General features: G+C 50.3%; 19 protein-coding genes. 11 read left to right on the top strand and 8 right to left on the bottom strand.

Going from position 1 to position 14,561, the window contains the following annotated elements; genetic code table 11:
* Positions 1-50 precede the first annotated feature (50 nt).
* Entirely contained in the window at positions 51-389 is a 339-nt protein-coding gene (locus tag GQ51_RS04865; protein WP_047550498.1) for a P-II family nitrogen regulator, read from the top strand.
* Positions 390-502: 113 nt separating this feature from the next.
* Entirely contained in the window at positions 503-844 is a 342-nt protein-coding gene (locus tag GQ51_RS04860) for a DMT family protein (RefSeq protein ID WP_047550495.1), read from the top strand.
* A 90-nt stretch (positions 845-934) separates the two neighbouring features.
* On the opposite strand, the gene feoB is transcribed toward GQ51_RS04860, so the two are convergent.
* From feoB to GQ51_RS04830, 6 genes are all read right to left on the bottom strand, one after another.
* Complete coding sequence (gene feoB / locus GQ51_RS04855) at positions 935-2,725, bottom strand: ferrous iron transport protein B (RefSeq protein ID WP_047550492.1); 1,791 nt, start codon at positions 2,723-2,725, stop codon at positions 935-937.
* A 12-nt stretch (positions 2,726-2,737) separates the two neighbouring features.
* Positions 2,738-2,965 (bottom strand): FeoA family protein, encoded by a 228-nt coding sequence (locus GQ51_RS04850; protein ID WP_047550491.1) that lies wholly within the window; start codon positions 2,963-2,965, stop codon positions 2,738-2,740.
* A 151-nt stretch (positions 2,966-3,116) separates the two neighbouring features.
* Positions 3,117-3,905, bottom strand: a complete 789-nt coding sequence (locus tag GQ51_RS04845) for a peptidylprolyl isomerase (RefSeq protein WP_047550488.1) — start codon at positions 3,903-3,905, stop codon at positions 3,117-3,119.
* 81 nt (positions 3,906-3,986) lie between these two features.
* A complete protein-coding gene (locus GQ51_RS12250) occupies positions 3,987-4,247 on the bottom strand; it encodes a BolA family protein (RefSeq protein ID WP_081987091.1) in 261 nt (86 codons plus the stop codon).
* The gene (locus tag GQ51_RS04835) at positions 4,247-4,546 is read right to left on the bottom strand and encodes a YciI family protein (RefSeq protein ID WP_047550482.1); all 300 of its coding nucleotides are present in this window, start codon (positions 4,544-4,546) and stop codon (positions 4,247-4,249) included. Before GQ51_RS04835 ends, GQ51_RS12250 begins: the two co-directional genes overlap by 1 nt.
* Positions 4,546-5,097, bottom strand: coding sequence for a septation protein A (locus tag GQ51_RS04830; protein WP_047550479.1), 552 nt, complete (start codon positions 5,095-5,097; stop codon positions 4,546-4,548). Before GQ51_RS04830 ends, GQ51_RS04835 begins: the two co-directional genes overlap by 1 nt.
* Positions 5,098-5,325: 228 nt before the next feature.
* Between GQ51_RS04830 and GQ51_RS04825 the strand changes: the two genes are divergently transcribed.
* The 9 genes from GQ51_RS04825 (at position 5,326) to GQ51_RS04785 (ending at position 12,088) form a co-directional block, all read left to right on the top strand.
* The gene (locus GQ51_RS04825; protein ID WP_047550476.1) at positions 5,326-6,174 is read left to right on the top strand and encodes a 3',5'-nucleoside bisphosphate phosphatase; all 849 of its coding nucleotides are present in this window, start codon (positions 5,326-5,328) and stop codon (positions 6,172-6,174) included.
* A gap of 24 nt (positions 6,175-6,198) precedes the next feature.
* The gene (locus GQ51_RS04820; protein WP_047550474.1) at positions 6,199-6,822 is read left to right on the top strand and encodes an L-threonylcarbamoyladenylate synthase; all 624 of its coding nucleotides are present in this window, start codon (positions 6,199-6,201) and stop codon (positions 6,820-6,822) included.
* 51 nt (positions 6,823-6,873) lie between these two features.
* The gene (locus tag GQ51_RS04815) at positions 6,874-7,509 is read left to right on the top strand and encodes a site-2 protease family protein (protein ID WP_047550470.1); all 636 of its coding nucleotides are present in this window, start codon (positions 6,874-6,876) and stop codon (positions 7,507-7,509) included.
* A 99-nt stretch (positions 7,510-7,608) separates the two neighbouring features.
* Entirely contained in the window at positions 7,609-8,811 is a 1,203-nt protein-coding gene (locus GQ51_RS04810) for a tryptophan--tRNA ligase (RefSeq protein WP_047550467.1), read from the top strand.
* Between the two features lie 39 nt (positions 8,812-8,850).
* A complete protein-coding gene (locus GQ51_RS04805; protein ID WP_047550464.1) occupies positions 8,851-9,093 on the top strand; it encodes a DUF4160 domain-containing protein in 243 nt (80 codons plus the stop codon).
* The gene (locus tag GQ51_RS04800; protein WP_047550461.1) at positions 9,068-9,337 is read left to right on the top strand and encodes a DUF2442 domain-containing protein; all 270 of its coding nucleotides are present in this window, start codon (positions 9,068-9,070) and stop codon (positions 9,335-9,337) included. Before GQ51_RS04805 ends, GQ51_RS04800 begins: the two co-directional genes overlap by 26 nt.
* A 193-nt stretch (positions 9,338-9,530) precedes the next feature.
* Positions 9,531-10,319, top strand: coding sequence for a segregation and condensation protein A (locus GQ51_RS04795; protein ID WP_047550458.1), 789 nt, complete (start codon positions 9,531-9,533; stop codon positions 10,317-10,319).
* 17 nt (positions 10,320-10,336) lie between these two features.
* On the top strand, positions 10,337-10,882 hold the full coding sequence (scpB, locus tag GQ51_RS04790; RefSeq protein WP_047550454.1) for an SMC-Scp complex subunit ScpB: 546 nt from the start codon (positions 10,337-10,339) through the stop codon (positions 10,880-10,882).
* An 84-nt stretch (positions 10,883-10,966) separates the two neighbouring features.
* The gene (locus tag GQ51_RS04785; protein ID WP_047550451.1) at positions 10,967-12,088 is read left to right on the top strand and encodes a pseudouridine synthase; all 1,122 of its coding nucleotides are present in this window, start codon (positions 10,967-10,969) and stop codon (positions 12,086-12,088) included.
* Between the two features lie 319 nt (positions 12,089-12,407).
* Here GQ51_RS04785 and GQ51_RS04775 read toward each other — a convergent pair whose 3' ends face one another.
* Positions 12,408-13,577 (bottom strand): methyltransferase, encoded by a 1,170-nt coding sequence (locus tag GQ51_RS04775; RefSeq protein WP_047550444.1) that lies wholly within the window; start codon positions 13,575-13,577, stop codon positions 12,408-12,410.
* Positions 13,578-13,605: 28 nt separating this feature from the next.
* Positions 13,606-14,505 carry a 50S ribosomal protein L3 N(5)-glutamine methyltransferase gene (gene prmB, locus GQ51_RS04770; RefSeq protein WP_047550441.1) on the bottom strand — a complete coding sequence of 300 codons (900 nt, stop codon included), beginning with the start codon at positions 14,503-14,505 and terminating at the stop codon, positions 13,606-13,608.
* Between the last annotated feature and the right edge of the window lie 56 nt (positions 14,506-14,561).

Here is a 14,561-nt window from a genome sequence, read left to right as displayed (position 1 = left end):
GAAAAGCTTAATTAAATAATTTTAATCTGGAAGTTCCGGGAGTTGAGCGTATGAAAAAAATCGAAGCTATTATTAAACCATTTAAACTGGATGACGTGCGCGAGGCGCTGTCTGACATCGGCGTGAATGGCTTGACTGTGACAGAGGTTAAAGGTTTTGGCCGCCAGAAGGGCCATACCGAGCTTTATCGCGGTGCAGAATATGTCGTGGATTTTCTGCCTAAAATCAAACTGGAACTCGTGATTGCAGACGCGATCCTGGATTCAGCCGTTGACGCGATCATCAAGGCTGCCCATACCGGCAAGATCGGCGATGGCAAGATTTTTGTGACTACGGTTGACCAGGTGATACGCATCCGTACCGGCGAAACCGGCGAGGCTGCCGTTTAATTTTTAATATAAATTCAACACTCACGTTGTCAGCTTCGCCTTGCCGTACTATTCGTACTGTCTGCGGCTTGCTTCCTAGTGATTGTTGTTTTATATCAAAAATACACTAATTAATGCCGGCTGTTTTAAAGACAATCCTGCTACTTACCGTATCAAACGTCTTCATGACGTTTGCCTGGTATGCCCATCTCAAGAACCTGAATAACAAGCCATGGATGATTGCTGCACTGGCGAGCTGGGGCATTGCGCTGTTTGAATACATGTTTCAGGTGCCGGCAAATCGCATCGGGTTTACCGTCATGTCCGTGGCGCAGCTTAAGATACTGCAGGAAGTGATTACCCTGTCGGTGTTCGTGCCGTTTGCCGTGTTTTATATGCAGCAGCCTTTGAAGCTTGATTTCCTGTGGGCGGGACTGTGCTTGATGGGCGCTGTGTATTTCATGTTCAGGGCTTGATGTTCAGGCGTTGCTATCAGGGCGATGCCAGGCCCTGAGTTCCCCGTGAATGACACCTTATGTGATAGTTTGATGGTTTAAGTGCGCCCGCTAATAACCAAGCGCTCTCGCTCCCTGGTAGAACACAAAGCTTACCACCCATGCCAGGCCAAGTGACCACACGATAGATAGCCACATGAATCCATTGCTTTTGGATTCATTCCTGATCGTGGCAATCGTGGACAGGCAAGGTGTATAGATCAGCGTGAACAGCATGAAGCTCATGGCCTGCACCCAGTCGATCTGCGTTGCCATCTGCGCCATCAATGCATCACCCTGCATGCCATAGATCACGGCCAGCGCGCCGACGACAATTTCTTTGGCCACAAAGCCAAATATCAAGGCAATCGCCAGTTCATGGTTGATGCCGATCGGGTCCAGTAACGGGCTGAAGAATACGCCGATCTGGCCTGCATAAGTGCCGATGCTTGCAGGTGCCACATTGCTTGGGAAGTTGGTCAGCAGCCAGACTAATATTACCCCCAGGATAATGAATTTTGTGGCGCGGTTCAAAAAGTGTTTTACTTCCTGCCAGCCGCGCAGAACAATCTGGCGGAGCGTAGGGAAGCGGTAAGGCGGTAGTTCAAGAATGAATGGCTCTGCATTTTTATATTGCTTCTGGAACAGCACTGCGGTCAGGAACATGGTCAGGAAGCTCATCACATACAGCGAGAACAGCACTAGCGGAGCATGTTTTGCGCTGAACAGGGCGGCGATGATGAAGATGAATACCTGCAAGCGTGCGGAGCAGAGTGAGAGCGGAATGACCAGCATGGTCAGCAGCCGCATCGGACGCGAGCGCATGATGCGGGTGCCCATGATGGCCGGTACGTTGCAGCCGAATCCCATCAGCATCATCACAAAGCCGCGGCCATCCAGCCCCATTTTTGCCATCAGGGCATCCATCAGGAACGCCGCGCGCGACAGGTAGCCGCTGTCTTCTACCATCGACATGACCAGGAAGAACAGGATGATGATAGGAACAAAGGCAGCCACCGTGGCTACGCCGTTATAGACGCCGTCCAGCAGCAGGCCTTCGAGCCATGCCGGGCTGCCGCTGAGCAGCGGTTCCAGCAGGCTACTGCGGATGAGATCCAATACCCATGCGAGCGCGTCCTGCAAAGGGCCGCCGACCGCAAAAATGAACTGGAACAGCAGGAACATGGCGATAAAGAACAAAGGCAGCCCCAGCCATTTGTGCAGCAGGATCCTGTCGATTTTATCTGTGGTGTCATCGGCCAGCGTAGTCGGGATCTGTACGTGCTTCTGTATCAGATTCTCCATCTCGTGTTCAATCTGGCTGTCTTCCTGCAGCAGCAGGTTGATGTTTTTGGGGTTGGTGGTCGCTTTTTGCTCGTTCACAATGTGAGCGGCCACTTCCAATGCTTTAGGCAAGCCTTCGCCGTATTTTGCGCTGATCGGGATCACCGGCAATGCCAGTTCGGCTGCGAGGTTTTCGGTGTTGATGGTGATGCCGGCGCGCCTTGCCTCATCCGTCATGTTCAGGACGAGGACGACAGGTGCCCCAAGTTTTTTCAGTTGCAGCAATAATGAAAGCTGGCGTTCTATCTGCGTACTGTTCAGGAGTACGATCAGCAGGTCGACTGGGTTGTTGGTCAGGAAGTGCCTGACAACCTGTTCATCTTCAGAAAAGCCGTGCAGGTCGTATATGCCCGGTAAGTCGATCAGTTCTGCGATATGCCCGCCAAGCAGGATTTTTGCACTCATCAAATCTACGGTTATGCCTGGCCAGTTCCCCACGCGTGCGGATGCGCCACTGATACGATTGAACAGGGTGGATTTGCCGGTGTTGGGCATCCCTAAAAGGGCAATGCGCTTCATATTAACTGACTTCTAGATGGGGTGGGTTTGAATGCGTGATGCTTCGTTTGCACGCAGGATGACATCTGTAGTGCCAAGCCTGATCTGAAGCGGCCCATTAAAGCTTGCACGACGCATGATACTTAATGTTTTGCCTACGCGGAAACCCAATGCCGATAGTCTGTGAAATAGCGACTCATCAGCTTCAATCGCTGAGATGACAGCCTGCTGACCAGCTTCCAATTGAGATAAAGGTTGCATATTTTTTAAGTGGATGCCTATTTATAAATGATAATTATTCTTATTATCGCATAATTATTTGCCTGTGTATGTGCTGGAAATGGACTATTTAATAAATAAAAAAAGACCCTGTTCAGGGTCTTTTTTTATTGATGTTGCCAGCGGGTGATGGCTATTTGGCGATCTCGATTTTTGCCTTGCTGCGTAATTCGGACATGAATTTCTCAAGATTGCGCTGCTGCAGGTTTTTTTGCAGGCCGTCTTTCAGTTTGTCGTAAGCCATCGGCTGTGCCGGGCGCGTATCAATCAGTTTGATCACATGCCAGCCGAATTGCGTTTGTACCGGGCTTGCCGAAACAGCGCCTTTCTGCAGGTTGGCAGCAACGTCGCTGAATGGTTTGACCATAGAGGCAGGAGAGAACCAGCCCAGATCGCCGCCTTTTTCTTTAGAGCCGGGGTCGATTGATTTATCTTTAGCCAGTTTTGCAAAGTCGCCGCCTTTGTTTAACTGGGCAATGATGTCTTTGGCTTCTGCTTCGGTTTTAACCAGAATATGGCGGGCGTTATATTCTTTATCGCCATAGGCTTTTTTATACTGCTCGTATGCGGCTTTGGTGTCTGCATCTGAAATCGGGTGCTTTTTTACGTAGTCCTGCAGGAATATGCTGGTCAGCAGTTTGCGGCGGCCTAATTCTTCACGGGCCAGGTAATCCGGCTGTTTATCAAGGCCAAGTCTCTGCGCTTCCTGATAGACCAGTTCTGAACTTACCAGCTCGTTGATGATGGCGTTTTTTGTATTGTCATCAATTTTCTGGCCGCTTGCTGCGATGTCTTTGGAAATGACATCGTAAATAGAGTCTTTGATCTGCTTGCCGTTGACGGTTGCGATTGCATCGGCAGCAAAAACTGATGGGGCAAACGATAAAACTGCAAGTGTAATTAACGTTTTTGTGAATTTCATGTAAAAATCCCTAATGTGTTGAATTTAAAATAAAAAGCCTAAAATAAAGAACTGAAAATAATAAAGCTTATAAAGCGCAGTTTATATTTCATCTGTTGCCGTGGCATGAATACTCAGAGCGTGTATTTTGTGCGGCATAAGATCGCTAAGGGGTTGATAAATAAGACGATGGCGCATTATCAGCGATTTTTTGCAAAAATGCGAGCTTGTTATATAGAGCGTAAAATGCCCGCCACCACCGTTGCCCTGGTGGCCTGCATGCAAGGCGCTATCGTCGATAATTTTCAGTTCGGTCGGTTCCAGCACCCTGAGGCGGCTGCTGATTTCATCAATCAATGACATCAAGGTAAGGTTTTCCGGAAAGGTTTGACGGTTACCTGCCGGTACACGCCATTAATCGTGAATGGGTCATTGTCTGCCCACGCCCTGGCTTCATCCAGGGTGTTGAATTCTGCGACGATCAGGCTGCCACTATAGCCATTGGTGCCGGGGTCGTTACTGTCGATCGCCGGGAAAGGGCCGGCCAGCAGCAGGCGGCCTGCATTTTGCAGGGATGTCAGTCGGCTCAAGTGTTCAGGTCTGGCTTGCAGGCGTTTTTCCAGGCTATCGGGAGCATCTTCAGCCATGATTGCATACCACATTATTCGGAGTCTCCATTTGATTCTTCTTTAGGTATGTATTTGCTGATAAATACTGTCTGCACAATAATGAATAAAATCATGATGCCGGTAATGCCGAAGAGTTTGAAATCTACCCAGATATCCTGCGAGTAGTGATAGGCAACATACAGGTTTAAAAAACCCAACCCCAGGAACAGCATTGCCCAGGCGATATTCAGCTTCGACCAGATCGGGTCAGGCAGGCTGATTTGTTTTTCCATCAGGCTGCGTATGGGGTTTTTTTTGAAAAACAACTGTGAACCTAACAAGCCTGCCGTAAATAGCCAGTAAAGAATAGTCGGTTTCCACTGTATGAATTGCGGGTCTTTCAGCAGTAACGTAGCGCCGCCGAATACGGTAATGATCGCGCCGCTCAGCATGAGCATTTTATCAACCGCACCATGACGGATTTTGACGTAAATGATCTGGGCGATCGTGGCGGCCATTGCGACTGCGGTTGCCGTAAAAATGCCAAAATATTTGAATGCAATAAAAAACAGTATGACCGGAAATAAATCGAACAAAAACTTCATATGGGCTCTTAAGTTAGGTGGCTTTTTCAATATAAACGCCAAAAACAAATTTAAAACAATGCTTTAGGCGAGTGCGCTATTTTGCTATGATTAGCTATGCGCCGCAAGGCGTAAATTGTAATACTTTAAGCAGTGCCGCAGGGTGCTGTCAGCGATGGTTTTTACAGTATTTGACCTCTAATTTTCTGGATGTAATGCAGGCGCTGTGCGCCGACTACAAATATCTTAATGATTGACCTTCACTCACATTCCAATATTTCAGATGGGCTGCTTTCCCCGGCTGAACTGGTAGCGCATGCGGCTAATAACGGTGTGCGCGTGCTGGCGTTGACAGATCACGATGATATTGGCGGCTTGCAGGAAGCGCAGCAGGCCGCGGTACAGCACGGTATCACATTGATCAATGGCGTTGAGATTTCAGTGACCTGGAAAAAACGCACATTGCATATCGTCGGGCTGAATGTGAACCCCGATAATGCTGTTTTGCAGGCAGGACTGGCGGCAGTGCGTTCGGGGCGGCTTGAGCGCGCGCGGCAGATGGCGCTTAGCCTGGAGAAGTCTGGCATTCATGGCAGCTTTGAGGCGGCTTCTTCATATGCGCAGCAAAGCATCCTGACACGCATGCACTTTGCGCGGTTTCTGGTAGAAAAAGGCTATGCTAAAGACCCTAAGAGCGTGTTCAAGAAGTATCTGGTCAAAGGCAAGCCCGGTTTTGTGAACCATGAGTGGATGAGCCTGGGGTCGGCGATTGATTTGATCATCAATAGCGGCGGTGTTGCGGTCCTGGCACATCCCGGACGCTATGAAATCAAGCGAACCAATATGTTGCTGCTGCTGGAAGAATTCAGGGCATTGGGCGGCACCGCAATTGAAGTGGTCACCGGCAGCCATACTGCCGCACAATATGTGGAGTACGCCAAATATGCACAGCTGTTTGGGTTGAAAGCCTCCCAAGGGTCTGACTATCATGGCAAAGGTATCAGCTTCATGGGTATGGGGCGTTTGCCTGAGTTGCCGGCCAATTGCATTCCGGTCTGGCAGGATTGGCCGCAGATGGATGCATTACTGGCTGCTTGAGCAGTACAATATCAATAAAAAATCATGTCACAGTTTTTTAATATCAACCTGGATAACCCGCAGCCGCGCCTGATCGCACAAACCGCAGATATCTTGCGCAAGGGCGGTGTCATCGTTTACCCCACGGATTCCGGATACGCGCTTGGCTGTATGCTGGGTAATGCCGATGCGCAGGCGCGCATTCGCCAGATTCGCGGTGTGGATGACGAGCATTTGTTTGCGATGATGTGCCGTAACCTGAGTGAGCTCGGTAATTATGCGAAAGTCAGCAATGGCCAGTTTCGCCTGCTTAAAGCCAATACCCCTGGCGCTTATACTTTCATCCTGAATGCCACGCGTGAAGTGCCGCGCAAGCTGCAGCACCCCAAGCGCAGTACCATTGGTATCCGCGTTCCGCAGCATACGGTCGTGCAGGCTATCCTGGAGGCAATCGATGCGCCGTTGCTGACGATGTCGCTTCATTTTCCGGACGTGGATATTGCAACGGTAGAGCCCTGGGAGATCCGTGAGCGCCTGCAGCGGCAGGTTGACCTGGTGATTGAAGTCGAGCATTGTCTTGAGGGTGCCACGACCGTGATTAACCTAACGGAAGACATTCCGGCACTTGTGCGCGAAGGACTGGGTGATATTTCGCCTTTCGGTTTTTGAGCCGTATCGGCAGTGATGGTATGTTGTAATTTTTAAATTATAGAGAGCCTTATGGATTTAACAGTCATACAGAAAATAGTCATTTATGCTTTACCCGTGATTTTTGCAATTACCGTGCATGAGGCCGCGCATGGTTACGCGGCCAGGCATTTCGGAGATATGACTGCATTTAATGCCGGGCGCATTACCCTTAATCCGCTCAAGCACATCGACCTGTTCGGCACCATTATATTGCCGGCATTAACGGTCATGCTCGGTGGCATATTGTTTGGTTGGGCAAAGCCGGTGCCGGTAGATTTCCGCCGCCTGCGCAATCCTAAGAAAGATATGCTGTGGGTCGCAGCAGCAGGCCCTGCATCCAATTTTGTGATGGCGATATTCTGGGCGCTGGTCATGAAGTTTTCAGTAAGTGCGCCGGAGGCTTTTGCATTGCCTATGGCATTGATGGGCAAGGCTGGCGTCACGATCAATGTCGTGCTGATGGTGCTTAACCTGTTGCCGCTGCCGCCGCTGGATGGTGGCCGCATTGCCGTGAGCCTGCTGCCGATGAATTTGGCCCGGCCTTTCGCGCAGATTGAGCGTTATGGATTCATCATTTTGATCATTTTGTTATTCAGCGGCGTGCTCGGCAGGATACTGGAGCCGCTGATTAACCTGGTTTATGCGCTGATATCCGCTATTTTCTAGCGCTGTGTTGTGTTAAGCCGCCGCAATAATGCATTTGCGTGGTTTTAAATACGATACTTAGTATAATAACGACATATTTAATTTAAGGTTTTTCTTCACATGGCAATAGAACGCGTTTTATCGGGCATGCGCCCTACAGGCAATCTGCATCTGGGACATTACAACGGCGTACTTAAAAACTGGATACGGTTGCAGCATGAGCATGAGTGCCTGTTTTTTGTGGCCGACTGGCACGCATTGACGACCCATTACGATACGCCGGAAGTCATTGAAGAAAGCGTATGGGAAATGGTGATCGACTGGCTGGCGGCAGGCGTTGACCCTGCGAGTTCAACCATTTTCATCCAATCACGCGTGCCTGAGCATGCCGAACTGCATACATTGCTCTCCATGATTACGCCTTTGAGCTGGCTGGAACGTGTGCCTACGTATAAAGACCAGCAGGAGAAATTGTCCAGCAAGGATTTATCGACTTACGGCTTTTTGGGCTATCCATTACTGCAAAGTGCCGACATCCTGATGTATAAGGCGACACAGGTGCCCGTAGGCGAAGACCAGATCCCGCATATTGAATTCACACGCGAGATAGCCCGCCGTTTCAACCATATTTATGGCAAAGAACAAGGTTTTGAAGAAAAAGCCGAAGCCGCAATCAAAAAGCTGGGCAGCAAACGTGGCGCGCTGTATGAAGAAATGCGCAAAGCCTATCAGGAAAGCGGTGATGAAGAAGCGCTGGAAACCGCGCGCGCCATGATAGAAGAACAGCAGGGCATGAGCATGGGTGATAAAGAGCGCTTATTGGGCTATCTTGAAGGTGGCGGCAAGATCATTCTGGTTGAACCCGACTATAAATTGACTCCGGCTTCAAAAATGCCGGGACTGGATGGGCAGAAAATGTCCAAGTCCTATAACAATACGATTTCATTGCGTGAAGATGTCGATTCCATCGCGAAAAAGATCAAAACCATGCCGACTGACCCGGCGCGCGTGCGCCGTACCGACCCGGGTGATCCCGCTAAATGCCCGGTTTGGCAACTGCATGAAATTTATTCAGATGAGTCTACGCAAAACTGGGTTCAGGCTGGCTGTAAAGGCGCAAGCATTGGCTGTATTGAATGCAAAGGCCCTGTGATTGAGGGCGTGCTGGCAGAGCTGAAGCCGATTCAGGAGCGTGCCGCTCAGTATGCCGAAGACCCGACCCTAGTCAAGAATATCGTGGCGGAGGGCTGCGAGAAAGCACGAAAATTGGCGAGAGAGACGATGCGGGAAGTGCGGGATGCGATGGGACTGAATTATAGTTGATGAGCCTGCTATTGAAACTGGTCGAAAAATTAATCATCCATGCCTAAAGTTTTAGACATTAACGGATTTAAATTTTATTTTTTCAGCCATGAGCCAAATGAACCTGCGCATATACATATTGATAAAGCAGGAAGTACGGCTAAGTTTTGGTTGCTGCCGATTGAGCTTGCCAGAAATATTGGATTTAATGCAAAAGAGTTAAAAGAAATCAGATTGTTAATTGAAGAGCACCAACAGGGATTTTTGGAGGCCTGGTATGGGTATTTTGGCACCAAGCGCTGATGAGCGCGTTAAAAATGTTGAAATTACGGATGATGTGATCAGCGTTAGCCTGATGGATGGCCGCGTTATCAGTGCGCCATTGGTTTGGTTTCCTCGTTTGCTTAATGCAAGTCAGGCCGACAGGCAAAAGTGGCAAACTTGTGCAGCAGGTTATGGTATCCACTGGGAAACCTTGGATGAGGATTTAAGTACTGAGGGCTTGCTGCGCGGAGCACCTTCGTTTGAGTATCAGGAAAAGCATTAGGTTTTATTCGTGTGTATCTGTGTTTCGCGCTTCCACTTGGGGCTTTAGACCCTTAGTGAAGCGGTGGTGATCTTTTACACTTTGCTTGCCAGTTTACTGGTTTAGCCAATTGGGAAAGCCAAGTACTGGCTTACAGTTACATCTGCGGCTAAAAGACATTTAGTCTGCAGGTAAATAAAATAAGGCAGCTCATTTGTTACTCACAACAAACGACATCAGAATCAAAGGTGAAAGGCTCAATGAGCTGCCACAAGATCTTTACATTCCCCCCGAAGCCTTGGAGGTGTACCTGGAGGCCTTTGAAGGCCCACTCGATCTGCTGCTGTACCTGATCCGCAAGCACAATCTGGATATCCTGGATATTCCAATGGCGGAATTAACGCGCCAGTATATGGAGTATGTAGAAAAGATGCGTGCTATCAAGCTGGAGCTAGCGGGCGATTACCTGTTGATGTCAGCGATGCTGATCGAGATTAAATCGCGCATGCTGCTGCCAAAACCGGTGGAGCTGGAAGAAGAAAACGACCCGCGTGCTGAACTGGTCAGGCGCCTCATGGAGTATGAGGCAATCAAGCTCGCAGCGCAGCGCTTGGACGAGATGCCCAAGGTTGGGGATGGCCTGTTTGTCGCGAGCGCTTATTATCAGCATATCAGCCAGGTCAGGCCGCCCGAAGTCAGCCTGGACGACCTTGCAGAAGCATGGCGTAATGTTCTGAAGCGCGCCAGTCATTACCGGCACCATAAAGTAGGCCGTGCCGAGCTGTCGGTACGTGAGCATATGAGCATGATCCTGCGCCGCTTGAAAGAGGATCGCTTGCTTGAGTTTACACAACTGTTCGATGTCAGGAACGATGGCATTCCCAAACTGGTGGTGTGCTTTCTTGCGATACTCGAACTGGCGCGTGAAGGACTGCTGCGCATTACCCAGCAGCAGGCGTTTTCGCCGATTTATGTACAGATTGCTTCAGATATTCATCCATAAGGTGTTGGTGCATAGCCATGAGTGAAACCAGCAACATCGCCGAGCTAAAAAAGGTGCTTGAGGCTGCATTGCTTACCTCGCATGAGCCGCTGTCGCTTGACGACATGCTGCGGTTGTTCGCAGATAAAATGGAGCGGGCGACCCTGCGCATGCTGCTGGATGAGCTGAAGCAGGATTGGGCCGCGCGCTCCATGGAGCTGGTTCAGGTCGCATCCGGCTATCGTTTTCAGGCGCGTGAGGAATATGCTGTTTTCCTGGCGCGGCTGACCCCGGAACGGCAGGTAAGGTATTCACGTGCAGTGATGGAAACGCTGGCTATTATCGCCTACCGCCAGCCGGTGACGCGCGGTGACATTGAAGAAATCCGCGGCGTGGCGGTAAACTCAAATGTTATCCGCCAGTTGCAGGAACGTGACTGGATCGACGTTGTCGGACAGCGTGAAGTGCCCGGGAGGCCATCACTGTACGGCACAACCAGGCACTTTCTGGATGACCTTAATATACAGTCGCTCTCGCAGCTGCCGCCGATGGAGGATTTTGCACAGCAGGAAATCCCGATCTAACCATTTGTAAGCGAGTGTTATAAATAGCGCTCACATACAGCAATTGCTGTAAAATCCGTTTTTAATCATTAAAGTAAGTTCAATATGGCACGTCCCTTCAAGCAACAACGAGATCCGCAGCGCCCTGTGCGCAGGCCTACCACGCATTTTACAAAATTAGAAGCTGACCCGAGTGCGCCGCCAGCGCCCACGCAGCGGCTGCATAAGCTATTGGCACTGGCTGGTTTAGGCTCGCGCCGCGACATGGAGGAGCTGATCGCCAGTGGGCGCGTCACGGTGAATGGGCAGGTGGCGACTGTCGGGCAGGCGGTCAGCGAACATGATGTGGTGCGGCTGGATAGCCGCCCGCTGCGGTTGCCGTTTGAGGCCGAATTGCCGCAGGTGCTGATCTATCATAAGCCCGAAGGTGAGATCGTCAGCCAGGACGATCCTGAAGGCCGTGCCAGCGTGTTTGATAAGCTGCCAAGGATCAAGCACGGTAAATGGATTGCCATCGGCCGTCTGGATATGAACACCAGCGGCTTGCTGATATTTACCACCTCTGGCGAACTGGCCAATCATTTCATGCATCCGCGCTATGAAGTGGAGCGTGAGTATGCCGTGCGTATTTTCGGCGAACTGACCGAAGGCCAGATGGCACAGCTGAAAGAAGGCATTGAGCTGGAAGACGGCCCGGCAAATTTTGACAGCATTGTCCCGCAAGGCGGCGAAGGTGCCAATCACTGGTATCAGGTCATTCTGCGCGAAGGCCGCAACCGTGAAGTACGTCGTTTATTCGAAGCATTTCAATTGCCGGTTAGCCGTCTGATGCGCGTACGCTTCGGGCCGGTGAACTTGCCGCCGCGCGTTAAACGCGGACAAATGCTCAAGCTCGAGCAAAAAGAAGTTGTTGGCTTGCTGGAATGGGCCGGGCTGGAAGTGCCGAAAGCACCGTTAAGGCAACTTACCCAGCGCGAAAAACTGAAATCGACCACCGTATTCACGCCAAAAGTACGCAAGCAGCGTATCAGTGCCCTGGACAGGCCGCCGCCAACTGCGGATGATGGCGGTCAGGGCAGGCCACACCGCGGTAAGCCTGAGTCACGTAATCCTGCTGCCAAAAAACCGGCACCCAGGAAATCTGCCAATCGTCGTGTGCGTCAGACCAGTGATTTGAATGCGCCGCAGATGCAGAAGAAGAGTGATAGGAATAGGGGTAGAGGATAGCGAGAGATGTCGCTCTCGCGCGACTTGCGAGTTACTTTCTTTTGCTTGTCCAAAAGAAAGTAACCAAAGTAAACGACACCCCCTACCGCTTTTTTCCTAAGTTATCCCAATAAGCTGGGCAGCTGCGGAACTCGGGCTAAAGCCCTCAGACAGTCCTCGCTGAAATCCCCCACCTTTTTGAAATAACTTAGGCGCGGTAGCAGGGGATAAGAAAACCTCCAGAAGTTTTATCTTTTTCACTAAAACGGATATTTTTACAGTAACGCCAAGTGCTGTCATAGCGACGCGGCAATCCAGAGCTTTTTGGGGCTTGCTGTGTTTAAGCCTTACCCAAGCGCCACAACGATGTCACTTCCGCTTTTCTAGCCGCATGCAGTGGATCGCTGGCATCCAATGTTTTCTGATGCGTGGCTTTGGTGTCGATTCTATCAATCACTTTCAGGCCTGCGGCATCAATCCAGCTTTGCAGTTGTTCACGTGTTCTTAAGCCTAAATGTTCCGCAAAGTCGGACAGGATCAGCCAGCCTTCGCCGGTATCGCTTAGATGTGCTTTCAGTCCGTTCAGATAGCCTTTCAGCATTTTGCTGCCGTCGTCGTAAACGGCAGATTCCAGCACTGAGCTTGGGCGTGCCGGCAGCCATGGCGGGTTGCAGACAATCAAGTCCGCTTTGCCATTTTCTTCACCCGGGAATAAGTCAGCATTGACCACGGTCACTGCATTTTTCATATCCAACTGGTTGATGTTTTTCTGTGTGCATTCAAGCGCGCGCTGTGAGTTGTCGGTGGCGATAATTTTCTTGATGCCGCGATGCGCCAGAATTGCTGCCAGCACGCCGGTACCGGTACCGATATCAAAAGCCAGCTGGCATGGCACAGGCAGCGGTGCAGTGTCTACCAAGTTCAGGTACTCACCGCGAATCGGTGAAAACACGCCGTAGCTCGGGTAGATTTTGCCGTTGATGGCAGGGATTTTTACGCCGTTTTTGCTCCATTCGTAAGCGCCGATCAAGCCCAAAAGTTCGCGCAATGAAACTACAAATGATTGAGCCGTTTTGCCATAGGCATGCTCGCAAGCTGCTTTTATGTCCGGTGCACGACGCAGGTTTACATGATAGCCTACGCTGATTTCAATCAACAGCATGCCCAGAATGTGCGCCTTGTGCGACTGTGCCTGACGATGCTGATGGAATGCTTCAGTGATGTTTTCAGGTGCCTTTTTAGGCTTTTTGCCCGGACGGTCTATGCGGCGCGTGATGGCTTGCATCAGCAGCTTGGCGTTTTGAAAGTCGCCGCGCCACAGCAGGGCAGTGCCTTCGCAGAATAGTTTATGCGCGACGTCTGCTTTAATGGTGTCATCAGCAATTTTTACGCGCTTAGGTGCCGGCGTTTCGTTTTCCGAGTGCCAGTTAGCGGTTTTGGTTTTGCCGGCCTCAAGCCAGCTGATAGTTTCAGGCGTTGTTTGGGTGGCGTTCCCAGTGGTAGTGTTCAAAGTGTGGGGTGCCTAAATAAGTGGTGAATTATTGTGAAATAAGTTGTGATTTAGTGAGCAAAAATACAAACTCATCGCCGGATGAAACTTCCAGCCAGGTAAATGGCAGCTCGGGGTAGGCTTCAATGAGTGCGTCACGGTTGTGGCCGATTTCAACCACTAATATCCCGTCATCGGTTAAATAGTTTGCTGCTTCACGTAAAATGGTATGCGTATGATCCAGCCCTGCCGTACCGCTGCCCAGTGCCAGCTGCGGTTCGTTGCGGTATTCGGCAGGTAGTTCCGCCATGGATGGTGCGTCTACATAGGGCGGGTTGCTGATGATTAAGTCGTACTGCTTGCCTTTCAGTGCGCTGAACATATCGGACTTGATGGCGTGAACGCGATCCTGCAAACCGTAATTGGCGATATTGATGTTGCACACATCGATTGCATCCGGTGAAATATCAATGACATCAATCTCAGCGTCAGGGTAAGCGTCTGCTAGCAAAACGCCTAAACAGCCGCTGCCGGTACAGATATCCGCTGCACTATTTACCAGCTCAGGGTATTCAATCCACGGTTGCAGGCCATCGTTGACCAGCAGTTCGGCGATGAAAGAACGTGGAATCAGCACACGTTCATCCACAAAGAATTTGTAGCCTTGTAGCCATGATTCATTCAGCAAATAAGCCGTTGGCGTGTGATTGCTGATACGCTTTTCAATAAAGCCTGCAAGCTTGGTGCGTTCTTCCGTCGTCAGGCGAGCATCCAGGAAGTTATTCAGAGTGTCGTGCGGCAGGTGCAAACCACTCATGATGAGCCATACCGCTTCATCATAGGCATTGTCTGTGCCGTGACCGTAAAAAATGTCTGAATTTTCAAAGCGGCTTACAGCGTAGCGCAGCCAGTCGCGGATGGTGAGAAGTTCTTGTGTGATTGATGTCATATATTTATTAGCCGCATAAGCGCTTTACAGAATTTGAGAGTTTAAACTAAATTTCA

Origin of the sequence: Methylotenera sp. G11 (genome assembly GCF_000799735.1) — a bacterium.
Lineage (GTDB): Bacteria > Pseudomonadota > Gammaproteobacteria > Burkholderiales > Methylophilaceae > Methylotenera.
The sequence above is the reverse complement of the archived record's forward strand: the minus strand, read 5'-3'. Positions and strand labels throughout refer to the sequence as shown.